Below are 26071 nucleotides of genomic sequence, written 5' to 3'. Positions count from 1 at the left end.
ATACCCGTCTGCGCGAGGCAAACGATCCGGCACGCACTGCCTTGCGTTCGCTACGTGCTGTTTCGACGCGGTCCGCCCACGTAATCGAACACTGGCAATGTCATCAGAATGAAGACAAACGGAATCACTTCGATCGATTGATAGAAGAACGTTTGAAATAAAGCGGCCCAAACACACAGCGAAATCCGGCTTGCGCTGCTCGTGAGTTTCGTCACCGATACCAGCACGCCGTAATAGAAGATCGCGCCCATCAGGCCGATATTGAGGATCTGCTGCAGCACGCTCGATTCGACGATGCCGAACTCCTGTTTCACCGGATCGGGCGCCGAGTTCGTGACGAGCCCGAAGTACGTGCCGGTGATCACGTTGACCGGCGAGGCGAGCGACTCGGCCTTGTCCCATGCTTCGGCGCGGCCATCGTTGCCGTCCGACTGCAGATCGGTCGCGCCCATCATCCGTTGGGTGCCGACGTTGAAGACACTATCGTTCTGACTGCTCAGCGCGACGCCGAAGATCATGATCGCCATCGTCGCAAACACGGTGGCAACGATCAGTTTCGCGTTTCTCGTGATGAACTGGATCGGCCCCTGCACGAACGCGAGCCCGAAGGTGCCGAGAATGATCAGCATGCCGCTGCGCGACAGCGCCGAAAAAATCGCGAAGCTGAGCACCGCGCATGCGAGACCCGACAGCACGTTCTTGCGCACCAGATAATCGACGCCGCACAGCGACGCGGCAATCGCGACGAACAGCGGGTAGTGCAGATAACTGCCGGTCAGCGACGGCGCGCGCAGATTGTCGAAGCCGTAAGTCGCACCGGGCAGATCGATCGGAAAGACGTTCTGCTGCTGCGCTAGCGCGACGCCCGCCTCGATCAGCGCGATCAGGACGAGCCCCGCATACGCGATGCGCGGCCGCACGAAGCGCTTCTGATAGTTCGAGATCGCGTAGAAATAGATGAACAGCGTGAAGATGAAGACGAACAGATAGGACGGCCCGAGCTGATCGGTGAGTTCCAGCGTCGCGACGATCGACAGCCCGATCGAGAACAGCATGCCCGCGAGGAAGCCGAACGACCAGCGTCCTTCGTCACGGAAGTAAGCGGCAATCGCCGTCGGCGAGATGTACCAGATAAGCAGCCCGACGATGCCGCCGACCTGGACCAGATAGGCGGCGTCCTTGCCGATCAGGTACTCGAGCACGCCGCGCGTGGCGCACAGCACGACGGCAAGCAGATAGGCGATGGTTGCGATCATGGCGTCACACCTGGTACGCGACGGCGGCGTGTGCGTTGAGCGGCTCGTCACGGTAGATGCGCTCGATCACGTCCGGGAACGCGTCGATCTCGCAGACGTTGAGCAAGTCGCCGTCGTGCTCGACGCCTTCCGCGCCGAGCGGCGTCGACACGACCGGCAGCTTCGCCGCGAGCATTTCGAGCGTCTTCAGCTTGACGCCGGCGCCCGACAGCAGCGGCACCACGCCCATATCGGCGGACTCGAAGTACTTGCCCGGATTTTCGACGAAGCCGGTCACGCAGATATCGTCGCTATTGAGCCGCTTCACGCGGTCGCTCGGTTCGGAGCCGACCACGAACAGCTTCAGTCGAAGGCCGCGGCGGCGCAGCGGCAGAAAAATCGTATCGATGAAATTGAGCAGCGCCTCTTCGTTTTCGCGGCGCTGCATCGCTCCCCAGAACAGGATGTTGCCTTTCTCGACCGTGTCTTTCGAGCGCCGCACTTCCTTCAGAAACGCCGGCAGTGAGATCGGCACGACCTGCAACGTGCCGACCCCGGGGTATAAGGCGTTGATCAGCTGCGCGTCTTTGCTGGACAGCACGAGCACCTTGTCGGCCAGCTTGAGCAGACGCTGCTCGAACACGAAGGTCTGCCGTGTAAACAGCCATCCTTCGATGGACTTGACGCGCAACACGGCCTGGATCTGCACGTCGTGCGCGCACATCACGATGTTCACGCCGTCGTGGAAACGGTCGCGCAGATTCTGCGCATACGCGAAGCATTGCGAGAACTCGAGCCGCACCGTGTCGTAACGGTTCTTGCCGACGAGTTCGCAGAGGAAACGGCCGATCGCGGGTGTGTAGCGCGAGAACAGGCGCGGTGAGAAAGTCAGCGGGTTCGCGAGGAACGACGGAATCAGGTCGAACCGGCTCACGTACTTGATGTACACGTTGCGAACATTGGCACGGAATTCGATGTCCTTTTCGTCGACCGGCACGCGCGACACGATCAGCACGTCGAGCTCCGATTCCGCGCTCAATTTCATCAGGTAGTCGTAGGCCAGCCGGTGGCCAGCTTGCGGCGCGTTTTTCTGGGGCAGGAAAGCCGTGACAAATAGCTGTTTCATCCGAGTAGTCCCTTGCCTGTACGGTGTGCGCTCGGCAAGCGCGGCCGTAAGATCCCTTCGCATCGCCATGTTGGTTTTCTGATCGGTCCATTCGCGCGCTGCGCTCCGCACCGCGGGCGCGTAGCGAACGATGCGCCCGGGTTTATCTGTCGTACGGTTTGTAGATATAGGCCGCGTAGCGATAGCGTCCATAGCCGTAGCTATAGCGTCCCGGCCGCATGCGCAGTCCGTTCATGATCACGCCGCGCACCGGCAGGCCGACCTTCTGCATCTGGCGGACCGACTCGCGTAGCTCGCCGATGCCCGTGACGCCCTGACGCGCGACGAAGAACGTCGTACCGGCCACGCAGGCGAGCCGCACCGCATCCGAGGCGAGCAGCACCGGCGGTCCGTCGACCAGCACGACGTCGTAGCCGGTCGCGACCTGGCGCAGCACCGCATCGAGCCGTGTGTTCGACAGCACGTCGCTCGGGCTCGCGACCTGACGGCCGCTCGCGATGAAGTCGACGCCCTGGAAACGGGTCGCGCGAATCAGCTCGTCGGCGCGGTGCGCGCCCTGGATCAGATCGGACAGGCCCGGACCGCGATCGCCGCCGAGATGCCGATGCAGGAAACCGCGGCGCAGATCACCGTCGATCAGCAACACGCGCTTGCCGGTCGCGCCGATCACCGCGGCGAGATTCAGCGACACGAACGACTTGCCGATGCCCGGCGTCGGGCCCGTGATCAGCACGATGTGGTTGCGCGCCTTGGTCATCGTGAATTCGAGCGCGGTGCGAAAGCCGCGCAGACTTTCGATGGCCGGATCGATCACCGCTTCGCCCGCGAGCACCAGCGACTTCGATTCCGGGCGGCGCCGGCTTTGCGCGAACCGCTCTTCCTGGCGGCTGAACGGCACGCTCGCATAGACCGGCAAACCGGTGCGCAGCTCGACTTCGTACGGATCGTCGATCGCGTCGAACAGACGCTGACGTACGAGCGCGATCACGACGCCGACGAACACCCCCAGCATCAGCGCCGCGGTGATGATCAGCAGCGGCTTGGGCCGCACCGGCGTATCGGGGGCGACGGCGCCATCGACGATGCGCACGTTGCCGGCCTTGCCCGCCTTGATCAGCTTGAGCTGTTCGAGCGTATTGCGCAGCGACGTATCGAGTTCGGTGCCGACCTGGACGTCGCGCTGCAGGCGCAGCACGTTCTGTTCGAGCGGCGGCAGCGATTGCGTCCGGCTCGCGAGATCTTTCGCTTCCTGTTGCGCCGCACGCAACTGCGCGTTGACCGACTGCACGGCCGGATGCTGGTCGGTGAAGCGCGACAGCAGTTCATTGCGCTTTTGCTGAAGTTCCGCGAGCCGCGTCTGCGCCTGCACCGACAGCTGCAGCAGGTTGGTCGCTTCCTCGCCGAGGTCGACGGTGCCGTGCTTCGCGCGGAAATCGTTGAAGCGCGTTTCCGAATCGGAAAGCTGCTGGCGCATTTCCGGCAGCTGCAATTCCAGGAAACGGATCGAACGCTCCGCTTCCTCGGATTTGCGCTTCAGGTTCTGGCTCACGTATTCGCCCGCGATGGTCGCCAGAATCGCGCTGATTTTCTTCGGATCGCTGCCTTCGAGCGAGACGCCGAGGATGTCCGATTCCTTGCCTTTTTCCGAGATCGTCAGTTCCTTGCGCAGTTTTTCGGTCGTCGTCAATTCGGACTGGCGCCGTAGTTCGAAAGTCGCGCCCGGCTTCGCCTCGATCCGGTCGACGACGAGTGTGAGCGGCCCGTAGTTGGTCGTCGCGCTCAGCGGTTGGCCGACCGTGCCCTCGAGCTTCAGCTTGCCGTATTGCAGCTCGTAGCTCGATCCGTCGCCCTTCTTCAGCACGAACGCGCGGTCGAACAACTCTTCGGGCACGTCGAATTTCGACACTTCGATGCGCTCGTTGCCGTACACGTAGCCGTGCGGTCCCGGCGTCGACAGCTGATCGGAATGACGGCCGAGCCAGCGGCCGAATAGCGGGAAGTAGCGCGGCGCCGCTTCGATGTCGAGATTGAGCTTGTCGACCGCGCGGCCCACCACCATGCGCGAGCCGATCACCTGCGCCTCGCCGGACGTCGCGGTCTTCACGTCGAACATCGCGGAAACGTCGCCGATCACGCTCTTGGACGAGGTACCCGCGTTCTCCTCGACCTGCACGAGGATGTCCGCGCGATACACCGGTTGGGAGAAAACCGAATAAGCGATGCCGAGCGCGACCGCGATGGCCGTCGTGATCGCAATCAGCTTACGATTGTCGTACAGCGCATCCAGATAATTCGCGAAGCCTGCCGGCGGATGTTCGCTGTTGTTGTTCCGGCTATCGAATGGTGCACTGCTTTGGTTCATGCGAGTTCTCCCAAAGTCTCGACGGTTTCCTGCTTCTTCTCGGCGCCGGGATCAGCACGTCGCCGCATCCCCGTCACGCCTGTATCCATCGAGCTGACCGGCTCGATCGGACGGGGTAGCCGGTTTACGCCACATCGGCTACCTTTGTGTAACAGCGCCTATGCGAGGTCGGCTCTTTTCCCTAACATCGCACCACACGCTTTCTTACGGAGACCGAAATGAAAAAACTTCTTGCCACCGTATTGCCCGTATTGCCCTTATTGCTGACTGCCCAGCTGAGCTGCGCCCAGAGCATCGTGTCGGCCGCATCGTCCGCTTATGCACCGCGTTATGTCGCCAAACATTCGCAACTCGACGCGATGACGCCTCATGCCGCCAGTTCCACTACGCTCTACGGCTCTCCGTCGGATTTCACGTACGCCAAAAAGAACCGCTACGTCGCGCCCAACGTGTACACCCAAACCAAAAACAGCCTTCCGAAACAGAAACGTTCAAGCGTTACGCAGCCTGTCCGCGGGAAGAATTCAGCGGACCCCTACAGCAACGATTTGTGGAATTCAGACCAGACCTACGCGTCTCCCGAGACCTCCGATCCATACAGCGCGCGCTGAGCCGCAGCGCATCACCGTCTGGATTCCCCGTATCGCGATGTGGCCGCTTGCGGCCACATTCCTGTTTGGTTGAACTGACTGCCGGGCCCGGTAGTGATGATTCCCCGATTAGCTGCGTCTCGTCCGCCGTTTTCCACGCAAACGCTCACGACATGCACATGCTTTTGTTCTGATGAGTCTGGCCTTTTTCGCCGGCCATCGAGCCGATCGTTGCCAGAGCTGCGCCATCACCGCGGCCTCGTTACTCTTTCAAGCCCCGCGCTTCAGCGCTCGATAAAACGCTTTTCCTTGGCGATCATAATATTCAGAGAGCCCGTCTTTACAACGTTCGGCAGCGCACACAAAAGCCGATTGCCACAAGATTGCCTCAGACAAATCACGCTATAAAAAGCGCGCTTTTAAAATGACGATAACGGCGCGGTTATACACGCCGTTTACCACAATCAGCGCCGATTATTTTCACCGCGCCGGACGCGGATTATCTGCATAGTGTGCGCTGCGCCGCGACGGCGCTAACGGCGCCGGCCTTTCGCCGATGTGCATGATTTCGGCGAGGCGCCGCGCGTAATGCTCGGGAAGATATTCTTCGACGTTGTACTTTCTGTGCGCGTCGGCCAGATGAATGGCCAGTTCGCCGAGCGCCTGTTTCAGACTATGCGGATCGAATCTGAATTTGATCTTGTTGCCGACCGACTCCGCGGTCACCGCCATGCTGCCGCCATCGCGAATCAGCACCGGCAGACCGAGCATCGCCGCCTCGACCACCACGAGCGGCGCGTTCTCCGCGCCCACCGACGGCACCACCACCGCATCGGCGAACTCGCGCATAGCGGGAAACAGTTGTTGCTGCGGCATCGTGCCGAACAGGATCAGCTTGCGCTGCGCGATCAACGACGCATAGCGTTGCTCGACCGCCTGGCGATCCGGACCATCGCCGTACACGCCGATGCAATTGATGCGCTCGAAGCCCGCCGCCTCGCAGAGCGTCAGAAATTGCAGCAGGCCTTTCTCCGGCGAAATCCGTCCGACGAAGGCGATGTTGAAGCGCTCCTTGTTGCGCGCCGTGACGGGCGGCATCGCGATCGGCACCGCCGACGGATTGTGCACGATGACCGTGTTCTCAATGCCGACGCGGTGCAGCGCTTGCTCCATGAACAGGCTCGGGCACAAGATCTTGTCGAACACGCGCGCGGGCTGGTAGGCCGCGCGAATCGCGTGCCACCACGCTTTCGTCATCAGGTCGTGCACGAGGCCCTTCGGCGTCGGCCGCAGCGTAAAGGCCGCGCGCGTGCGCAGCACGTCGAGCGGCAGGATGACCGGATGCCTGGCCTTGTCGAAGTACTGCAGCGACGGGTTGTAGTAGACGAGGTGGTAGTCGTGGCAGGTGTGATAGGCGCGGTAACCGAACTGGCGCTGATGGCGCGCAATCACGCTGAGAATCGAAGGCGACAGCACGTTGTGGTAGTTGTGCACCATCAGCCGATGCGGCCGGAAGCGGTGCAGCGTCTTTTCGAGCGCGCGCGCGGCGGTCGTGTTCCAGGAGCGCGACAGCATCGTCGAGCGCGCGGAAAACTGGCTATCGTCGAAACGCTCGACCTCGACGCCGGGCAGCGTGCCCAACAGCTCGGCCGATTGTTGATAGACCACCTCCGCGCCCCCCATCTGCACGTAATCGTTGATCACCAGTACTCTGCAGCGCTGCATGTTCTCCTCCTGTCGTATGCCGCTCGTGCCGTCTCGCGAACAACCCGGACGGCTTTGCCCGGACGGATGCCTCGGTCCGGGCGCTTTCTGTGTTCAAAACTGCGGAAACTTGCCGCGCCAGCCGCCGCCCTCGCGCAGATAGCGCAGAAACACCGCGATACCGCTCAATTGCGCCGCGAAGCGCAGCGTCGACGCCGCATCGTCGATGATGATCGTGCGCAGCCGGTACGGATCGGTGTGCTGATCGTTCCAGCCGATATCGCAAGTGCGCGCGGTCTTGAAGCCCGCCGCCCGCACGAACTCCACTTCGCGATCGCCGTAGTTGCCGTTCGGATAGGCGAAGTGCTCGCAAGGCTGCTGCAGCAGCGCCGCGATCTCGCGGCGGCTGTCGCTGATCTCGGCCGCGCTTTCGGCGTCGCTGCAATGCGTGAGGATCGGGTGGAAGCGCGTATGCGCCTGGAAGTCGATGTGCTCGCGCATCGCCTGGATCTGTTCGATCGACAGGCCGGTCGGCCGGTCGTCGCCGTCCTGCTGGTAGCCTTGCGCGGCCAGTGCGGCGAGGCGCTCGTCGTTGGTCATCCGCTTCAGCCGTTCGTGGCCGATGCGCAGCGAGCCCGGATGCAGCCACCAGTGACTGCGCGGCCGTCCGACGATGCGGCTGCACAGAAAGATCGTCGGCCGCACGTTGTGCTTGATGAACACCGGCAACAGCTTCGCGTTGCCCGCATGGCCGTCGTCGAGCGTGATCGCGACGCGTGGCCGGTCGCGGCCGGGCGCGCTGACGTCGGTCAACGGCACGAACTCGCACAGCTTGCGCAGATAGGTCAGGTGACGGTCGAGCGTGTCGGGATCGGGATCGTGATAAAGCAGCACGGCCACGCGGTCGCGCCACAGCAGCTTGCGCGTGAACCACGCGAGACCCGAGACCACGACGAAGCCCGCGAGCATCTCCTTCACGAGCGCCTTGCAGCGCTTCATGCGGCGTCCGCGGTCGCTACCGGACGGGCGCGCGTGCGCCTCGGGCAGCGTGGAGCGCGCGCGCGCGCCCGTTGCATGTGGCTTATTCACCTGAGCGCTCCGGCATGGGTGCATGAGCGACGACGGGCCACGCACGTTGCCGCGCACCCGCCTTCAACGAACCGACGATGTGCCGCGCCACGGTCGGCGACGCGTGCTTGGTCCCATAGACGAACCGCATCACGGGGCCGAAGCTGTGCGCGCACGCAGGTCCGACCACATAGAGGCCGCGCACGCGCGTTTCGTAGTGCGACGTCAGTTCGGGCATGCCGGCCTGATTCGAAATCGCATCCGCCAGATCCTTCGACAGGAACGCGTGCTGCCGCATGTCGGTCTTGAAACCGGTCGCGGCGATCACGTGGTCGGCGCTCACCCGCGCCTTCTTGCCGTCGGTCAACACGTTCAGCACGACGCGATCGTTTTCGATCTCAGCGGAGCGCACCTCGGTGCGATGCGAGATCTGTACCTTGCCGACGACGCGATCATGCAGCCACCATGCGCCGGACGCGCCGTACGTGTGTTCCATGATCTGCTTGCGGCGTTTCGGGTCGAGCAAGTGGAATACACCGGGAAACTCCGACAGGAACACCGACCGCCAGCCGCGCCCCAGTCCCGCGTCGGGCCTCCTGAGGCGCGACATGATGTTGCGCCCGGCTTGTGGCCGCTCGTGCCACACCACGCTGCTCTCGCGCATCAGCACGTGCGCGCGTGCGCCGAGCTCGTTGAGCAGCGCGGACAGCCCGAGCGCCGACTGGCCGCCGCCGACGATCGCGATGTCCTTGTCACGCGCCCACTCGAGGTTGCCGTACAGCTCCGAATGCGACGCATACTGCGCCGGCAAGCCCCGCAGCGCCGGCGGCGTTTGCGCGAAGCCCTTCAGGCCCAGCGCGATCACGACCCTGCGCGCGGTGAGCGAGCGGCCGTCGGTGAGCGATAGCTGGAACTCATCGCCGACGCGGCGCAACGCGAGCACGTCGACCGGCTGGATCTCGCCGACCAGATTCGACTGGAACCACAGCGCATATTCGACGAACGTCTCGAGCGGCAGCGCCATGCCGAGCGGCCGGTAAGGCAGCCCTTTCAGGCGGCAGTAGTCTTCGACGGTAAAGCCGCTGCACGGTGCATGCAGGCTCGACGCGAACGCCTCAGAGCGCAGCAGCATGCCAGGCGGCATCAGGTTGCGCCAGGCGCCCATCGGTTCGCCGAGGATCTGGTGATCCACACCGGCGGCCTTCAGATGCGCGGCAAGAGATGACCCGTAGGGTCCCGCGCCAATGATGATGGTATCGGTCAAAGACATTGCTGGTCTCCAGGGGGAACGGCTGTCGTCGCCACGCGTCAGGCTTTGGCCTGACGCGATTCAGGCGCCCTGATCGCTTTTTTCCAGCTGCGTTTCATGCGCCGCAGCGGATTCATCACCAGGTAATGCTGCAACGCCGGGAGCGGGTCGCTCCAGCGGAAATAGCCATCGAATATTTTCGTGCGCTCGCTCAGCAGTTGGGGCGGCGGGCGATCGGAAAACGTCGCGCGCCACGCAACCGGCAATCGGCTCAGCCGCTCGGCGGGTGGCGGCAGGCCCAGCTCATGGCGGTACGCGGCAAGCGGAATGTTGACGCCGCACAGCGTCGCGATTTCCTCCTGCCAGTCCGTGCGGCCGACCGTCGGCTCGACCATGACGAACTCGTTGTAGTTGTCGTCCCATTTGTACTCGATGCTGCCCATGCCGTCGAAACCGGCCAGCTCGGCGAATCGTCGCGTCAACGGTTCGAGCGTTCCGCGCGCTTCGGGCGCAGCCACGCAGATCGCGGTATTGCCGACGCCCGGCGGCGAGCTCAACACCTTGCGGCCGGTGAACATGCTGACCATGTTGCCGTCGGCGCCGCGATAGAACAGCGTGAAGTGGATGTTGCTATCAGGTCCCTCGATCCACTCCTGCGCGATGATGCCGCCCGGCGACGCGAGCATCGCGACCGCGTGATCGCGTGCACGCTGCAGCGTGTCGACGCGCACCGCGCGTTCTTTCTCGCCGCGCAGCACGTTGCGCTTGTCGTCCGGTTTCAGCACGCACGGGTAGCGCAATTGGGACAGCTGTTCGATGTCGGCAAGCTTGTCGAGCACGATCGAGCGCGGCACCGGAAAGCCATGCCGCTGCGCGAATTCGTGAAAGCGCGCCTTGCTCGACAACATCTTGACGGTGTCGTCGGCCGGCAGACGGAAGCGATACCAGTGCGAGAGGGCCGCGCGATTTTCCGACACCGCATGCACCGCGTCTTCGTCGGTCAGAATCAGAACCGGCGGACGATCGAACCGCTTGCCGAGTTCGATCATTTCGTCAACGAATATTTTCCCGACGAAACTCTTCACCTGATGCGCGTGAACGTGCCGGCACCATGTCGCCGCTCGGGTCCGCGTATCGACTGCGACAACCGGAAGGCGGTCCTGCGCGAGCGATCGCGCCACTCCCAATCCGTTTAGCTCTGCTCCAACGATAACTCCTGCCGATTGACCTGAGTCGTATGCGCTCGCCATAGTGTCGATTTCCTTGCTCCGTACGTGCGTGAACCCCCGAAGACATGCTTCGGGACTCCACGCGATCGAATTATCGAATTGGATAGAAATCCTTTTTGTCGCCTCGCGGGGGCGCTTTGGCGTTAAAGCTTTGTTTCCGCGGAAAGCATGCATGAGCGCGGCAGGCGCGTCCTGGCACGCGCCGTGTGTCGAATCATGATCGTGCGATTTACCGCAGCATGAGCATTGCGCCGCTCTCGCCGTGACCTACTTTACGTTTCCGCCTGGTCCCCATACGTGCGCCGCCGCACAGAGAGCAAAAGAAAGTAACAAAAGAAAAAACCCTTACGAAAGGCGCAGAGCCTTATTCCGTAAGGGTTTCGGGATGCAGCTATGGTTATGTAAAAACGTTGCGAAGGATTAATTTATTGCAACGCGATAATGGCGGAAAAAAACTTTTCAACTGGACTACAAAGTGCTGGATCGCACAAAAGATACGCGCTGCGAATGCTTTTCGCAGCGCAGCGGAAAATGCGTTATTTGCCTTCGCTCAAGCCGCGCTCGAGCGCCGCGACACCCGCCGGCAGATCGACCTTGACGCCGAGGTCGACCATCGTGCGGCCGAGCGCATGCACGGTGCGAAACAGGTTGTGCTCGCGGCACTGCTCGCCCATCTGGCCGATACGCACGATCGGCAGACCGAACGAGCCCGAGATTTCCACCTGATGCTGCCGCGAGATATGAGCGCAGACGTCGGCGGGACTCAGACCGTCCGGCACCTCGATGCCGACCACCGAATTGAGGCGGCAATTCTCGGGCGCATACAGCTGCAGACCCATCGCGGTGACGCCCTGCTGCAACGCGAGCGAGCATTTCAGATGGCGCGCGAAGCGCTTCTCCAGCGTCTCCGCGCAGACGAGCCGCAGCGCCTCGTGCAGCGCGAGCACGCCCGACACCGGCGCCGTGTAGTGATAACCGGCGTTGTGCCAGAAGTTTTCCGCCAGCGAGGCATCGAGGCACCAGTGCGTATTGGGCACCGTGCGGCTCTTGACGCGCGCCCACGCCGCATCTGAAAAGGCGATCAACGACACGCCCGGAATCGACGACAAGCCCTTCTGGCCGCCGGTAATCACCGCGTCGATACCCCAGGCGTCCATGTCGAGCGGCATCGTGCTCAGCGTGCAGACGGCGTCGACGATCACGAGCGCGCCCGCTTTCTTCGCGAGCGCCGCGATGTCTTTCAAATGATGGTTCCACACGGTGTTCGACGTCTCTCCCTGCACCACCGTGACGACCTCGGGACGCTCGCGGCGCAGCGCGTCGGCGACCTGATCGAGACTCGCGACCGTGCGGTCCGCGACTTCCAGCATGCTCACGCGCGCGCCGACGCGCCGGCCCATGTCGGCCATGCGGTCGCTGAAAAAGCCATTCTTGATGCACAGCATGCGCGTGCCTTCCCACGCGAGATTGCAGATCGCCATCTCCATCGCGCCCGATCCGGGTCCCGCGACGCCGAGCACCCATTTCGACTCGGTCTGAAACACGTAGCGCGCCATCGTCTTCACCTGGTTCACCACTTTCGCCATCGTGCCGCCCAGATGGTTGATCACGATCGCATTGGCCTTCGCGACCGCGGCGGGAATCGGCACGGGGCCGGCGCCCATCATCAGCAGCGGTTCTTCGGGAAGGATGGCGTCGAGCGATTCGACAACCGGGCAGGGGACGGACGCAGCAATGGTAGTGGAGGGTGAGGTCGGCATAATCGATGTATGAATTCGGAGCGCAAAGGAACGAACGGCCTCGCAGCAGGTAAGCCGCTCGAGGCCGTTCGTCCGATCATTCACCGAACCGCGCGATTGCGCAAGTTTTTTGGCCAGGGTTCGCCTAACATCGTCAAAAAGATAATCTGCTATTGGCCAGTTTCCTGCCGCCTGTTTGTACCTGCGTTATTCGGAATGCTTGTTATTTAACGTTGCAGTTTGGCACCCCGGTCGATGCTAGTTTCTCGCCAAAAGCCGAGTTCGCGAAACACATCTGAAGCCCGCTTCCACGGAGCCCGATATGCGCATCATCCTGTTCAGTAGTCGTCAATACGACGTCGACACATTTACCGAGGCCAATGCCGCGCTCGGCTATGAACTGCATTTCCAGGAATCCCCGCTCGACAGCGAGACCGCGATCCTCGCGCATGGCTACGACGTCGTCTGCCCCTTCGTCAACGACAACGTCGACGCCGCGACGCTCGAGCGGCTTCATGCGGGCGGCACGCGCATGATCGCCCTGCGCTCGGCGGGCTTCAATCACGTCGACCTCGCGGCGGCCGAGCGCCTCGCCATGCCGGTCGCGCGCGTGCCGGCCTACTCGCCGTACGCGGTCGCCGAACATGCGGTCGGGCTGATCCTCGCGCTGAACCGGCGCCTGCCGCGCGCGGTCGCGCGCACCCGCGAAGGCGACTTCTCGCTGCATGGGCTGCTCGGCTTCGACCTGCACGGCAAGACGGTCGGTGTGATCGGCACTGGCATCATCGGCCGGGTATTCGCGCGCATCATGGCCGGCTTCGGCATGCAGGTGCTCGCCTACGATCCAGGCACGCCCGCCGACGAATTGCTCGCGCTCGGCGCGCGCTACGTGCCGCTCGATACCTTGCTCGCGGAATCGGACGTCGTCAGTCTGCATTGCCCGCTGTTGCCCGACACCTATCACCTGATCGACAGCGCCGCGCTCGCGAAGATGAAGCGCGGCGCGATGCTGATCAACACGGGACGCGGCGGGCTCGTCGAGGCGAACGCGCTGATCTGCGCGTTGAAGGACGGCCAGCTCGGCCATCTCGGGCTCGATGTCTACGAGGAAGAAGGCGGCATCTTCTTCGAGGATCATTCGAATCTGCCGCTACAGGACGACGTGCTCGCGCGTCTGTTGATGTTCCCGAACGTGATCGTCACCGCGCACCAGGCGTTCTTCACCCGCGAGGCGATGACCGAAATCGCGCAGACCACGCTCGCGAACATCGCGGCGTGGCAGGCGGGCGCGCCGCGCAACGTCGTGCAGGCGGGGTAGCTGTGAACCGTGGCATGCGAATGGCTGCGGACCGGGAACGCTAGACGTCGTTCTCGCCGCCGAGCGCGGTCGCGCGAATCGCGGTGCGGGCGTCATCGGCTGCGCCGCACAGTTCGCGCAGCAATGCAGCCTCGCGCTCGTGCACCTCGACCGGACACCAGCGCGCGCCCGCCTCGGCCAGATAGCGTGCGCGATGCTGGCCGTTGCGAAACGCCACCACCCCCTCGCGCTCGATGCCGAGCCAGCCGAGCAGTCCCGGCGCGCGACGCGTGGAAATCGTCACGTAGGGCATCTGCGGAACGCGCGGGCTCTCGGGGTCGAGAAACTCGCGGATGCCGCGGACCTTGCCAGCGTGCCATTCGGCGACGGGCTTCAGCACATAATCGGTGTTGTCGCGAGCCGCGCACGCGAGCAGCTTGCGCAGATCGACGAGCACGACCTGGTGACGGGTGGCATCGGCGACGAATACGCGTTTCAGGCGCACGTGGTCGTACCATGAATGCTCGCGCAACGGCACCATCCAGACCGTTTCGGCGCAGGCCGGCGATGAATTGGGCAAAGGCAGGGACAAAGGCAGACTCGGCAAGCTGGCGACAGGACGCCAGCGCATCAATAGAGCGCTCACGCTACGAGCCGGATGTGACGGAAACATGACAGTCCACCGGATTAGTTACGCTGCATGAATGTGTAGCAACAGTGCCGGATCGACAGACAGGCACCGGGCTTCGGATACCCCTCAGGTACATGACGATGATAGCCACCGAGCATTTGAATAACCACGTGCGAATCGAGTCGAATGACGACAAAGGCGTCGCCACCATCGTGCTCGATAGGCCCGCGCGGCGCAACGCGGTCGATCGCGAGGTGGCCGAGGCGTTGAGCGCCGCGTTCAGCCGCTTCGAGGCGCAGCCCGCGTGGCGCGCGGCCGTGCTGTTCGGCGCGGGCGGCACGTTTTGCGCTGGCGCGGATCTGAGCGCGCTCGCCGACGACACGCGCCGCAACGAACTGCGCCCGGACGGCAGCGGCCCCGGTCCGATGGGACCGACGCGCACGCGTTTCAGCAAGCCGGTGATCGCCGCGATCGCCGGCTATGCGGTCGCGGGCGGACTCGAGCTTGCCGCGATGTGCGACCTGCGCGTCGTCGAGGAAGACGCGGTGCTCGGGGTGTTCTGCCGGCGCGTCGGCATTCCGCTGATCGACGGCGGCACGATCCGGCTGCCGCGACTGATCGGTCTGTCGCGTGCGCTCGATCTGATCCTGACCGGCCGCGCGGTCGATTCGCACGAGGCGCTCGCGTTCGGGCTCGCCAACCGGGTGGTGCCGAAGGGCGAAGCGCGCGCGGCCGCCGAGCGGCTGGCCGCGGAACTCGCCGCTTGTCCGCAGGCGGCGCTGCTCGCCGATCGCCGCTCCGCGTTCGAGAACAGCACGCTCGACGATCTCGCAGAGGCGTTGCGGCGCGAAGGCGCGGGCGGCTACGCGGCCGTCTTCGCCGAGGGCGTGGCGGGCGCGGCGCGCTTTGCGTCCGGCGCGGGCCGCCACGGCGATACCTTCGACGCGGACGAGACGGCGCCGCGCGATCGGTGACGGGCTTGCAATCGCTCGTCTGGTCGCGACGGGTCCGGCGCGCACGAGATCCGCGTTACCCGAACCAAACAAGAGGAACCACGATGGCTACGATCTACCGGGAAGTCGCCGTGGAGACCGCCGCGGCCGACGCATGGGCGGCGCTGCGCGATCCCGCCGAGGTGGCCCGCGTGTTCGCGGGCGTGCTGATCGCGGCGCGCGTGGAAGGCGACCTGCGCTGGGTGACGTTCGCCGACGGCACCGTGATCGAGGAACGCGTGATCGCCGTCGACGATGCGCATATGCGGCTCGCCTACTCGGTCGGCGGCGGACGCTTGGAGCATCATCACGCGACGCTACACGTCGTGGCCGACACGCCCGCGCGTTGCCGCGTGATCTGGATCAGCGACTTCAAACCCGATGAGCGCGGCGCCGTGGTCGAAACGCTGATGGATGCGGGCTGCGTGGCGCTGGCGCGCAACCTCGCGAGGCGCTGAACGCCGCCGTGCTGCTCGTGCGCGCCCTCGTCGCTTTTCACAAAAAACAACACCCTGCCCGACAGTCAGCAAGCCAGATTTGACTTAGGTAGAATCCCCTACTGTTTTCTCCCTACCCGGCCACAGCGTTCCCGCCTTCCGGATCGCGCACCCGGCGTCGTTTTCGCGCTGCTTCTCGCGTCACATTCCATCGTTGCCATGCCTTTGCCCCTGCTTGCCCTTGCCGTTGCCGCCTTTGGAATCGGTACCACCGAGTTCGTCATCATGGGGCTGTTGCCCGACGTCGCGCGCGATCTGTCCGTGTCGATTCCGGCGGCCGGCATGCTGGTGTCCGCGTATGCGCTCGGCGTCACGATCGGCGCGCCGATCGTCGCGATCGCGGTCGCTAATATGCCGCGCAAAAAGGCGCTGATGAGCCTGATCGGCGTGTTCATCGTCGGCAATCTGCTGTGCGCGATCGCGCCGGGCTACGCGGTGCTGATGGCCGCGCGCATCGTCACCGCGTTCTGCCACGGCGCGTTTTTCGGCATCGGCTCGGTGGTCGCGGCGGGGCTCGTCGCGCCGAATCGCCGCGCGCAGGCGATCGCGCTAATGTTTACCGGCCTCACGCTCGCCAACGTGCTCGGCGTGCCGCTCGGCACCGCGCTCGGCCAGGCCGTCGGCTGGCGCGCGACGTTCTGGGCCGTGACCGGCATTGGCGTGTTGGCGGCGGCCGCGCTCGCAGTGTGCCTGCCCGCGAAGATCGAAATGCACAAGGCGAGCCTCGTGCGCGAATTCAGCGTGCTGAAGAATCCGCAGGTGCTGATGGTGCTCGGCATCAGCGTGCTTGCGTCGGCGAGCCTGTTTTCGACCTTCACCTACATCACGCCGATTCTCGAGGACGTGACCGGCTTCACGCCGCACGCGGTGACGCTGGTGCTGCTGCTGTTCGGCCTCGGCCTGACGGTCGGCAGCACACTGGGCGGCAAGCTCGCGGACTGGCGGCTGATGCCGTCGCTGATCGCGTTTCTGATGGCGATCGTGGTGATCCTGTGCGTGTTCGCAGGCACGATGCACACGCGCCTGCCGGCGATGCTGACCGTGTTCGCGTGGGGCGTGCTCGCATTCGCGATCGTGCCGCCGCTGCAGATGCTGATTGTCGATCGCGCCAGCCACGCGCCGAATCTTGCGTCGACGCTGAATCAGGGTGCGTTCAATCTCGGCAACGCGACCGGCGCGTGGCTCGGCGGCATGGCGATCGGCGCGGGCGCGCCGCTGACGACCCTGCCGTGGGTCGGCGTCGTGACCGCGCTCGGCGCACTGTCGTTGACGTTGTGGTCGGTGTCGATCGAGCGGCGGGTGGCGGTGGCGGGGTAAGTGCGGGAGAGCGATCACACCGTCCTGCACTTTGCCTATAAGTCTCTTCGATGAAGCATCCCATCGTATACACGACCGCTCCTATCACCGGCGTTTGCGCCACGCTGCAGTGGGATGAAGCAAGCTGCACGGTGTCCTGTCAGGTCACATATTCACCTTTGGCTCCGCCGCGGGAACCGCAAATCCGTCTCAGCGGCCTGCTGGACGCGCGCTTCGGCATTGGCGCACCTGCTTATGTCCTCACGGCGGGCACGCTGTCGGTGCTACTCGATCAACATCACCGGCTGACAGGGTTGGACTTTTACACGAATCCCCAGCGATGGACCGTGGGCATGACTGAACTCTCAGCGGCGGCCGACGCAACTCCGCACATCGACACCGAATTCGACGAGCACGGACATGCGGAGGACATGGGAACGCCGGTGGTCTTTTACGAACCTCGCCAAGGCACCCTTTACCTGTCGTGGGGCGCCGCGTGTCACTGGTACGCGATTGCGCCGGCGCTCGCGTTCGGCGTCGCTGACGACAACCGCCTCGCGCAGATCCGTCTGCACGGTCTCACGCTTGCGCCGCGGCGCGGCAATCCCGCGTGCGGCGAATTGACGATTAGACGCTAGTTGCTGGCTGTTGCGATCCATACGCAGGGTGATAATCTTCAAACCACGTTGCGCGTACACTCGACAAACGGCCCACACTTTGTGGCGCCGCCGCAAGCAACGGGGAGTCCGCCATGGTGTCGATGCCACTGTTGCTCCGTGTCAGCCTGTTGGGCGTGGCGATCGCGGTAGCCGCGATCGTCGCGGCGAACTGTGGAGGCGGCGGAGGCGGAAGCAGCAGCGCCCCGACGGGCACCAGCGTCGGTGCCGGCGGCAACGGCGCATCGAGCCCGAGCGCGGCGAGCGGCGGGAGCACCACCAGCGGTGGCACTACGAGCGGCGGCGCCGGCACCGGTCCCTCGGGCAGCGGCTCAGGCACGTCGACGAGCGGTACGTCGACGGCAGCCGTGCAGGACGTGCTCACCTATCACGACGACGTCGCGCGCACCGGCCAGGACCTCGGCGAAACCACGCTCACGCCCGCCAACGTGACGGCCTCGACGTTCGGCAAGGTCGGCTTTTTTAGCGTCGACGGCAAGGTCGACGCGCAGCCGCTGTTCGTCGGTTCGCTGGCGATCGCGGGCGGCACGCACAACGTGCTGTACGTCGCGACCGAAAACGACAGTGTGTTCGCATTCGATGCCGACAGCGGCGCGAAACTGTGGCAGGCGAGCACGCTCGGCACCGGCGAAACGCCGAGCGACGACCTCGGCTGCACGCAGATCGTGAACGTCATCGGCATCACCTCGACACCGGTCATCGACCGTTCGCGCGGCACGCACGGCACGATCTACGTCGTCGCGATGTCGAAAGACGCGGCCGGCGGCTACCATCAACGTATTCACGCGCTCGACCTCGCGACCGGCGCCGAGCTGCTGAACGGCCCCACCGAAATCGCCGCCTCGTATCCGGGCCACGGCGCGGGCAATACGAACGGCGTCGTGCCGTTCACACCATCGTTGTATGCGGAGCGCGCGGCGCTGCTGTTACTCGGCAACACGGTCTACACGAGCTGGACCTCGCACTGCGACGACGGCGGCTATACGGGCTGGATCATGGGCTACGGCGCCGACACGTTGCAGCAGACCACCGTGCTCAACGTGACGCCTAACGGCATCGGCGGCGCAATCTGGATGAGCGGCGCGGGACCGGCGTCGGACGGCTCGTCGATCTATCTGCTCGATGCCAACGGCACCTTTGACACCACGATGACCTCCAACGGTTATCCGGCCAACAACGACTTCGGCAATACGTTCCTGAAGCTGGGCACGTCGGGCGGCCTGTCGGTCGCGGACTACTTCGCGATGACGAACGTCGTGCACGAGGCCAACGACGACATCGACCTCGGCTCCGGCGGCGCACTCGTGCTGCCGGACCTGACCGACGCGAGCGGCACCGTGCGGCATCTGACGCTCGGCGCGGGCAAGGACAGCACCATCTACGTGCTGAATCGCGACTCGATGGGCAAGTTCAACGCGACGGCCGACAACATCTATCAGGAGATTCCCGCGCAGCTGGCCGGCGGCGAATTCGGCATGCCCGCTTATTTCAATGGGCGCGTGTATTTCGGCTCGGTCGGCGATCATCTGAAGGCGTTCACCGTGACCGACGCGAAGCTGTCGATCACACCGACGGCGCAAAGCGCGATGACGTTCGCCTATCCGGGCACGACGCCGAGCATCTCGGCGAACGGCACCACGAACGGCATCGTATGGGCCGCCGAAAACGGCACCGTCGCGGCACTGCACGCGTTCGACCCTGTCTCGCTCAACGAGCTCTACAACAGCAACCAGATGGGCGCACGCGATCAGTTCGGCACGGGCAACAAGTTCATCACGCCATTGATCGCAAATGGCAAGGTGTATGTCGGCACGACGAATGGGGTAGCGGTGTTCGGATTGCTGGGTGGCTGAAACGGACGGCGCACCGAGTCATGGCGACAGCATGCGGCCGAGGCATCGCACCGACGACGAGGGCCGGCATTGCGCGCCGTCCCTCGCGCGTCGTGACTGCCGCGCGCTCACGCGCGCGCCGGCAGAATCTGCCCGGCACACGCGCCAAACCCCACGCGATATCCATCGCCCTGGCACCAGCCGATGAGCGTCAGCTCGTCGCCGTCCTCGATAAACGTGCGCGCGGCAGCGTCGCGCAGCGTCGCGATATCGCGCGCAAGCAGCCGGCTCAGCTGGATACGCACGCTGCGCCACGCGTCGCGGCCAAGCGCGATGAAATCGTTCAGCGCATCGCGCGCGAACACGTTCTGCGCCGGCACGGTCAGCAGGCCGGCGGCCTGCAACGCGGCGAGGTCGACGATCTGATCGCCGATCGCGACGCCCACGCGCCGCGTGTCGTTGCCTCGGTCGCTGAAGACGCCGAACGGCAGGTTCTGGATCGGAAAATCGCTCGCCGGGTCGTTGGCCGACTCGACCCAGCTCTTGCGCGACGCATCGAGCGTCGTCTGCAGGCCGTTCTCCGCGTTCATCGTTGCTCCGGATCGAAGTGTTTCTTGAGACCTTGCCAGCACTCGTAGTAGTGCGCCTGCAGTTGCGCGGTCTCGAGCGCAAAGCGCGTCGGCCTGATCAACGTGCGCGTCTCGAACATGAAGGCCATCGTGTCGTCGACCTTCCGCGGCACCGACGTATCGGCATGCGACGCTTTCTCGAACGTGTCCGCGTCCGGGCCGTGGCCCGACATGCAGTTGTGCAGGCTCGCGCCGCCCGGCACGAAACCCTCCGCCTTCGCGTCGTAGACGCCATGCACGAGACCCATGAACTCGCTCGCGACGTTGCGATGGAACCAGGGCGGGCGGAACGTATCTTCGGCGGCGAGCCAGCGCGGCGGGAAGATCACGAAGTCGAGCGTGTCGACGCCCGGCGTGTCGCTTTGCGATTGCAGCACGAGGAAGATCGACGGATCAGGATGGTCGAAGCTGATCGAGCCGATCGTGTTGAAGCGGCGCAGGTCGTACTTATACGGCGCGTAGTTGCCGTGCCACGCGACCACGTCGAGCGGCGAATGGTCGATGTCCGCGCGCCACAGATTGCCGTTCATCTTCGCGACCAGTTCGAACGCGCCTTCGCGATCTTCGTACGCGGCGTGCGGCGTCAGGAAGTCGCGCGGATTCGCGAGACCGTTGGAGCCGATCGGCCCCAGCTCCGGAAGACGCAGCAGCGCGCCGAAGTTCTCGCAGAGATAGCCGCGCGCGCTGCCGTCCGGCAGGCTCACCGCGAAGCGCACGCCGCGCGGGATCACCGCCATCTCGAACGGCTCGATCTCGACGCGGCCCATTTCGGTCGCGATATGCAGGCGGCCTTGTTGCGGCACGATCAGCAGTTCGCCGTCGGCGCTGTAGAAAAAGCGGTCCTGCATCGAACGGTTCGCCGCATACAGATGGATCGCGCAACCGCTCATCGCTTCAGCCGAGCCGTTGCCCGCCATCGTGATCCAGCCGTCGATGAAATCGGTCGGCGCAGTCGGCATCGGCAGCGGGTCCCAGCGCAACTGATTCGGCGGTGTCGGTGGGACCGCGGCGAAGTTCGCGACGAGCCGCTCCGACGGCATCAACGCGAACGGTTTGTGCATGGCCGCCGGGCGAATCCGGTATAGCCACGAGCGACGGTTGTGACCGCGAGGTGCCGTAAATGCGGTGCCCGAAATCTGTTCGGCGTACAAACCGTAGGCTGCACGCTGCGGCGAATTGCGGCCGGTCGGCAGCGTGCCAGGCAACGCCTCGGTAGCGAATTCGTTCGCGAAACCCGACTGATAGCCAGGCTCGATTTCACGCCGCAGACGTTCGTCAGCCGGCGCACGTGTTGAGGTATCCATACAGGTTCTCCGCCAAATAGCGTTTTACGGATAGTAAAACGAATTACTAGTGGTGAAACTAACGTATACCCTTGGAACTGCACACCCCAAGCTCGTGATTCGGGCGCTCAGCGCCGGCCGACAAGCATGAAGCCGATATCGTTATGAGCATTTTGTCAATCTGGGCACGGCGCGTACTGCTACCATCCATGGATGCGGCCATTGCGTCGCGTTGCCACGCGCCCGGTGCGCGCTCATCGTCGCCTTCCATTCGCCTTCATGATTTCGCCGACCATCCCCAATCTGATCGCCCGCGCCGCTCATCATCCGTTTCTCGGCGAGCATCTGGCAATGGGACAAGGCGCGCACGCCGGCATCGCGCTCGCGCACTTCGACGGCGTCGAGCTCACGAGCGCCTACGAGCCGATCTTCGACATCAGCGTGCACGGGCTCGCGCAATCGCTGTCGAGCGGCGCGGAAGGCGTCGACCGCTTCGGCGACGAACTCGGCTTTCAGGCGGTCACGCACCGGCTCGACGCGCCGCCGTTCGACGTGTTCGATCCATTCGACAAGATCGCCGACGATCAGCAGCTGGTCGCGCTAGATCGCATGTCGCGCGCGCTGCACGCGATCAACTTCTTCGGCGCCCAGCGGCATGGGCTGCTGTTTCTGCGGGTGCACGAGCGGCTGTTGAAGAGTGTGAAATACGACCACGGGCTGCATTTTTCGAGCGTGCTCGCATCGTTCGATTTGAGTCCGGCGCGCATCGTGATCGAGTTGCCGGCGGCGGCGGTCGCGCACAAGACATTTCTGGGCTATCTGACGCGCAGCTATCAGCACTACGGATTCAAGGTGGCGGGCAATCTGTCGAATGCGGGGCAGATTCTGTCGGTATCGGAAACCGCGCGGCTCGACTTCATCAAGATGGATGCGGCGGCCGCATTGCGCGACGCGACGGTCAAGCCGCTCGTCGGCTACGCGAGCCGGCTGCGGGTGCCGCTGATTTTCAATCGGGTGATGGACGAGGCGCAGTTCTCCGCGCTACAGCAGTACGACGTGCGATTCGTGCAGGGGCCATTGTTCAACGCGCATTATCACGACCGGGCGGCGTGACACAGTGTAGGCCTGCCTAGCCGGCGCGCCCCGGCATCGACCTCAGCCCAGTTCCCCCAACCGCGCCGCCAGCGCCTTCAGGCGCGGCGCGACATTCTCGCGAAACACCTCCTCTCCCATCGACGACGCCGGCCCGCTGCAGCTGAGCACCAGCCAGCGTTGTTCGCGCGGCTCGCGAAACGGCACTGCGACTGCGTTCACGTCGTCATGCCACGCGCGAAACGAGTAGCAGCAACGCTCCGTCGCGAACGCGGCGATCTCCTTTTCGGCTTGCGCGACGAGCATCCCCCCCATCTTGCCGGCCGCTTTTTTCAGCTCCGCGAGTAGGGCGGCACGGGCGTCGGGCGGTTGCACGGCGAGATACGCGCGGCCCATCGAGCTCGTCAGCATCGACAGTTTCGAGCCGGACGCGAGGCCGAGCGTCAGCGCGGTGTCGCTGCGGATCGTCTCCAGATACACCATGTCGAGCCCGTCGCGGCAACCTAGCGAGACCGCCGCGCCGACCTCGCGCGCAAAGCTGCGCAGGTGCGGGCGCGCGAGTTCGAGCGTGTCGGTGCCCGACAGCAGCGCGAAGCCGAGCGACAGCACGCCCGCGTCGAGCGCATATTTGCCGTGTGTTTCGTCGAGCCGCAGATAGCCGAGCACGGTCAGCGTGTAGGCGAGCCGGTTGACGGTTGCCTTCGGCAAACCCGTGCGTTCGACGAAATCGCGATTGCCGAGCAACGTCTCGCCCGGCCGGAACGCGCGCAACAAGTCCAGCCCGCGAGCCAGGGCGACGACAAATTTGCGTTCGTCGAGCGGTGCGGAGAAAGTGGATGGCAGCGTCATAGGGTGATACACTCGGGCGTCGTTTTTCAAAACATTGTTTCGCGAAGCGGAACGAAAGTCAAGCTGGTTCCGAGCGAGAAATCAGGAGATACGTCATGGCCGCAGCCGCGCAGTTTCACTGGGAAGACCCGTTGCTGCTGGATCAGCAACTCACCGAAGACGAACGCATGGTGCGCGACGCCGCCGCGGCTTACGCGCAGGACAAGCTGCTGCCGCGCGTGCTGGAGGCGTTTCGCCACGAAAAGACCGATATCGGGATCTTTCGCGAAATGGGCGAGCTCGGCCTGCTCGGTCCAACGATTCCCGAGCAGTACGGCGGCCCCGGTCTGAACTACGTCGCGTACGGGCTGATCGCGCGTGAAGTGGAACGTGTCGACTCGGGCTATCGCTCGATGATGTCCGTGCAGTCGTCACTGGTAATGGTGCCGATCTACGAGTTCGGCTCGGACGCGCAGAAGGAAAAATATTTGCCGAAACTCGCGCGCGGCGAGTGGATCGGCTGCTTCGGCCTGACCGAGCCGAACCACGGCTCCGATCCGGGCGGCATGGTCACGCGCGCGAAGAAGGTCGACGGCGGCTATTCGCTGTCGGGCTCGAAGATGTGGATCACGAATTCGCCGATCGCCGACGTGTTCGTGGTGTGGGCGAAACTCGAGGAAGACGGCACGGACAACATCCGCGGCTTCATTCTGGAGAAGGGGTGGAAGGGGCTGTCGGCGCCGGCGATCCACGGCAAGGTGGGTCTGCGCGCATCGATCACCGGCGAGATCGTGCTCGACGAGGTGTTCGTACCGGAGCAGAACATCATGCCGGGCGTGAGCGGCTTGCGCGGTCCGTTCACGTGTCTGAACTCGGCGCGCTACGGCATCGCCTGGGGCGCGCTCGGCGCGGCAGAAGCGTGCTGGCACACCGCGCGTCAGTACGTGCTCGATCGCAAGCAGTTCGGCCGGCCGCTCGCCGCGAACCAGCTGATCCAGAAGAAGCTCGCCGACATGCAGACCGAAATAACGCTCGGGCTGCAGGGCGTGCTGCGCCTCGGCCGCATGAAGGACGAAGGCACGGCCGCCGTCGAAATCACCTCGATCATGAAGCGCAATTCGTGCGGCAAGGCGCTCGACATCGCCCGCCTCGCGCGCGACATGCTAGGCGGCAACGGCATTTCGGACGAGTTCGGCGTCGCGCGTCATCTGGTGAACCTCGAGGTCGTCAATACCTACGAAGGTACCCACGACGTGCACGCGCTGATCCTCGGCCGTGCGCAGACGGGTATTCAGGCGTTCTTCTGATTGCGATGCGGGTGTATCGGTAATGCAAAAAAAGCCGGTTCCTTCGAACCGGCTTTTTGGTTCATGCCGCGCCGCTTACCGATTCGGCTGCGGTGTCAGGCGCAGATACGGACGCAGCGCCTTGTAGCCCTTCGGGAATTTCTGCTTGATGACTTCCTCGTCCTTCAGCGACGGCACGATCACGACGTCATCGCCCTGCTTCCAGTTGCCCGGCGTCGCGACCGAGTGACTGTCGGTGAGTTGCAGCGAATCGATCACGCGCAACACTTCGTCGAAGTTGCGGCCGGTGCTCGCCGGATACGTAATGATCAGGCGCACCTTCCGGTTCGGATCGATGACGAACAGCGAGCGCACGGTAAACGTTTCGTTCGCGTTCGGATGAATCATGTCGTACAGCCCGGAGACCTTGCGATCGCTGTCGGCGAGAATCGGAAACCCGACGTTAGCGGCCTGCGTCTCGTTGATGTCCTTGATCCACTCCTTGTGCGACTCCGCGCTGTCGACCGACAACGCGATCGTCTTCACGTTGCGCTTTTCGAACTCGCCCGCGAGCTTGGCGGTCAGGCCCAGCTCGGTCGTGCAGACCGGCGTGAAGTCGGCGGGATGCGAGAACAGCACGCCCCAGCTAGTGCCGAGCCATTCGTGAAACCTGATACGGCCAATGCTCGACTCCTGTTCGAAATCCGGCGCAATGTCGCCAAGACGTAGACTCATAGTGCATCTCCTATAGGTGTTCGGAAGGTATCCCGATAAGGTCGCGGGCGTATGCCCGCGGCAACGCGCCACGATAAAGCATAAGGCCGCGGTGGTACATGACGAACCAACATCGCGTCAGTACTTTATGCGTATTTGTAATTTTCCCGTGTTTGACGGAAACTTTGCGGGACAGATCAACTCAATCCAGATACCGGCCTGGAGCGGAGCGCCGTCAAACGGGTCCTAACGCCACGCGCCGCCGGGAACGGATCGTGCGTCGGCGGCATGCACCCGGCACTACCCTCGCCAGCGACCGTTTCTTTGGTTACGATTTACGCGTAGCGTGAGACACAGGGAGCTGTCAATGTCGGAAGTCAACAAGGAGAGATTGATGTCGGATATCAAAACCGTCCTCGCGGACGCTGAAGACCTGCTGAAACAGGCCGCGAGCGCAACCGGCGAACGCGCGTCGGAACTGCGCGAGACCGCGCTGACGCGCCTGAAGCAGGCGAAAGAAAAGGCAGCCGACGTTCAGGTCGTGGTCGTCGAAAAAGGCAAGAAGGCCGCCCGCGCAACAGACGACTACGTGCACGAGCATCCGTGGGCGTCGATCGGCATCGCCGCCGGCATCGGCGTGGTGGTCGGCCTGCTGATCAATCGCAAGTAAAGGCCGGTAGGCCGCCGGAGCAGGTATGTCCGGCGCACCGGCGAC

22 protein-coding genes and 1 pseudogene are annotated in these 26071 nt (G+C 64.0%); 10 read left to right on the top strand and 13 right to left on the bottom strand.

Annotation, left to right across the window (positions count from 1 at the left end; all coding sequences use genetic code 11):
- Window positions 1–50: 50 nt before the first annotated feature.
- The 3 genes from BJG93_RS02580 to BJG93_RS02570 form a co-directional block, all read right to left on the bottom strand.
- Window positions 51–1256 (bottom strand): O-antigen ligase family protein, encoded by a 1206-nt coding sequence (locus tag BJG93_RS02580; RefSeq protein ID WP_027196809.1) that lies wholly within the window; start codon window positions 1254–1256, stop codon window positions 51–53.
- A 4-nt stretch (window positions 1257–1260) separates the two neighbouring features.
- Window positions 1261–2361 carry a glycosyltransferase gene (locus tag BJG93_RS02575; RefSeq protein ID WP_027196808.1) on the bottom strand — a complete coding sequence of 367 codons (1101 nt, stop codon included), beginning with the start codon at window positions 2359–2361 and terminating at the stop codon, window positions 1261–1263.
- A 142-nt stretch (window positions 2362–2503) separates the two neighbouring features.
- Window positions 2504–4723: a GNVR domain-containing protein gene (locus BJG93_RS02570; RefSeq protein ID WP_027196807.1), complete on the bottom strand. Its 2220-nt coding sequence runs from the start codon at window positions 4721–4723 to the stop codon at window positions 2504–2506.
- Window positions 4724–4941: 218 nt separating this feature from the next.
- On the opposite strand from BJG93_RS02570, the gene BJG93_RS02565 reads away from it, so the two are divergent.
- Window positions 4942–5334, top strand: a complete 393-nt coding sequence (locus BJG93_RS02565; protein ID WP_027196806.1) for a hypothetical protein — start codon at window positions 4942–4944, stop codon at window positions 5332–5334.
- 459 nt (window positions 5335–5793) lie between these two features.
- Here the strand turns inward: BJG93_RS02565 and BJG93_RS02560 are convergent, their stop codons facing one another.
- From BJG93_RS02560 to BJG93_RS02540, 5 genes are all read right to left on the bottom strand, one after another.
- Window positions 5794–7038, bottom strand: a complete 1245-nt coding sequence (locus tag BJG93_RS02560) for a glycosyltransferase (protein ID WP_027196805.1) — start codon at window positions 7036–7038, stop codon at window positions 5794–5796.
- Between the two features lie 93 nt (window positions 7039–7131).
- Window positions 7132–8016, bottom strand: a complete 885-nt coding sequence (locus BJG93_RS02555; RefSeq protein WP_027196804.1) for a polysaccharide deacetylase family protein — start codon at window positions 8014–8016, stop codon at window positions 7132–7134.
- Window positions 8017–8098: 82 nt separating this feature from the next.
- Entirely contained in the window at window positions 8099–9355 is a 1257-nt protein-coding gene (locus tag BJG93_RS02550) for an FAD-dependent oxidoreductase (protein WP_027196803.1), read from the bottom strand.
- Window positions 9356–9393: 38 nt separating this feature from the next.
- Complete coding sequence (locus tag BJG93_RS02545; protein WP_027196802.1) at window positions 9394–10584, bottom strand: carboxylate--amine ligase; 1191 nt, start codon at window positions 10582–10584, stop codon at window positions 9394–9396.
- Between the two features lie 515 nt (window positions 10585–11099).
- Window positions 11100–12323 carry a pyridoxal-phosphate-dependent aminotransferase family protein gene (locus BJG93_RS02540; protein ID WP_027196801.1) on the bottom strand — a complete coding sequence of 408 codons (1224 nt, stop codon included), beginning with the start codon at window positions 12321–12323 and terminating at the stop codon, window positions 11100–11102.
- 301 nt (window positions 12324–12624) lie between these two features.
- Between BJG93_RS02540 and BJG93_RS02535 the strand changes: the two genes are divergently transcribed.
- Window positions 12625–13620: a 2-hydroxyacid dehydrogenase gene (locus BJG93_RS02535; RefSeq protein WP_027196800.1), complete on the top strand. Its 996-nt coding sequence runs from the start codon at window positions 12625–12627 to the stop codon at window positions 13618–13620.
- Between the two features lie 40 nt (window positions 13621–13660).
- Here BJG93_RS02535 and BJG93_RS02530 read toward each other — a convergent pair whose 3' ends face one another.
- Entirely contained in the window at window positions 13661–14230 is a 570-nt protein-coding gene (locus BJG93_RS02530) for a plasmid fertility inhibition factor family protein (RefSeq protein ID WP_174566109.1), read from the bottom strand.
- A 140-nt stretch (window positions 14231–14370) separates the two neighbouring features.
- Here BJG93_RS02530 and BJG93_RS02525 point away from each other — a divergent pair, with 140 nt between their 5' ends.
- From BJG93_RS02525 to BJG93_RS02505, 5 genes are all read left to right on the top strand, one after another.
- Complete coding sequence (locus tag BJG93_RS02525) at window positions 14371–15204, top strand: crotonase/enoyl-CoA hydratase family protein (protein WP_027196798.1); 834 nt, start codon at window positions 14371–14373, stop codon at window positions 15202–15204.
- Window positions 15205–15287: 83 nt separating this feature from the next.
- Window positions 15288–15680 carry an SRPBCC family protein gene (locus BJG93_RS02520; RefSeq protein ID WP_027196797.1) on the top strand — a complete coding sequence of 131 codons (393 nt, stop codon included), beginning with the start codon at window positions 15288–15290 and terminating at the stop codon, window positions 15678–15680.
- A gap of 198 nt (window positions 15681–15878) precedes the next feature.
- Window positions 15879–17036 (top strand): MFS transporter, encoded by a 1158-nt coding sequence (locus BJG93_RS02515; protein ID WP_027196796.1) that lies wholly within the window; start codon window positions 15879–15881, stop codon window positions 17034–17036.
- 332 nt (window positions 17037–17368) lie between these two features.
- The gene (locus tag BJG93_RS02510; RefSeq protein WP_231337422.1) at window positions 17369–17653 is read left to right on the top strand and encodes a hypothetical protein; all 285 of its coding nucleotides are present in this window, start codon (window positions 17369–17371) and stop codon (window positions 17651–17653) included.
- A 113-nt stretch (window positions 17654–17766) separates the two neighbouring features.
- The gene (locus BJG93_RS02505; protein ID WP_027196795.1) at window positions 17767–19545 is read left to right on the top strand and encodes an outer membrane protein assembly factor BamB family protein; all 1779 of its coding nucleotides are present in this window, start codon (window positions 17767–17769) and stop codon (window positions 19543–19545) included.
- Window positions 19546–19766: 221 nt separating this feature from the next.
- Here BJG93_RS02505 and BJG93_RS02500 read toward each other — a convergent pair.
- Window positions 19767–20114 (bottom strand): annotated as a pseudogene (locus BJG93_RS02500) (fumarylacetoacetase); the annotation flags it as partial.
- On the bottom strand, window positions 20111–21457 hold the full coding sequence (gene hmgA / locus BJG93_RS02495; RefSeq protein WP_027196793.1) for a homogentisate 1,2-dioxygenase: 1347 nt from the start codon (window positions 21455–21457) through the stop codon (window positions 20111–20113). The gene hmgA and the pseudogene BJG93_RS02500, both read right to left, overlap by 4 nt.
- Window positions 21458–21715: 258 nt before the next feature.
- Here hmgA and BJG93_RS02490 point away from each other — a divergent pair, with 258 nt between their 5' ends.
- Window positions 21716–22549, top strand: a complete 834-nt coding sequence (locus tag BJG93_RS02490) for an EAL domain-containing protein (protein WP_027196792.1) — start codon at window positions 21716–21718, stop codon at window positions 22547–22549.
- Window positions 22550–22591: 42 nt separating this feature from the next.
- Here the strand turns inward: BJG93_RS02490 and BJG93_RS02485 are convergent, their stop codons facing one another.
- Complete coding sequence (locus BJG93_RS02485; protein ID WP_027196791.1) at window positions 22592–23377, bottom strand: IclR family transcriptional regulator; 786 nt, start codon at window positions 23375–23377, stop codon at window positions 22592–22594.
- Window positions 23378–23472: 95 nt separating this feature from the next.
- Here BJG93_RS02485 and BJG93_RS02480 point away from each other — a divergent pair, with 95 nt between their 5' ends.
- Complete coding sequence (locus BJG93_RS02480) at window positions 23473–24663, top strand: acyl-CoA dehydrogenase (protein WP_027196790.1); 1191 nt, start codon at window positions 23473–23475, stop codon at window positions 24661–24663.
- A 75-nt stretch (window positions 24664–24738) separates the two neighbouring features.
- Here BJG93_RS02480 and BJG93_RS02475 read toward each other — a convergent pair whose 3' ends face one another.
- A complete protein-coding gene (locus tag BJG93_RS02475; RefSeq protein ID WP_027196789.1) occupies window positions 24739–25377 on the bottom strand; it encodes a peroxiredoxin in 639 nt (212 codons plus the stop codon).
- 346 nt (window positions 25378–25723) lie between these two features.
- Between BJG93_RS02475 and BJG93_RS02470 the strand changes: the two genes are divergently transcribed.
- Window positions 25724–26026 carry a DUF883 family protein gene (locus BJG93_RS02470; protein ID WP_026225611.1) on the top strand — a complete coding sequence of 101 codons (303 nt, stop codon included), beginning with the start codon at window positions 25724–25726 and terminating at the stop codon, window positions 26024–26026.
- Window positions 26027–26071: the final 45 nt, after the last annotated feature.

Source organism: Paraburkholderia sprentiae WSM5005, from assembly GCF_001865575.2.
GTDB lineage: Bacteria > Pseudomonadota > Gammaproteobacteria > Burkholderiales > Burkholderiaceae > Paraburkholderia > Paraburkholderia sprentiae.
This window is presented reverse-complemented; position numbering and strand designations above follow the sequence as displayed.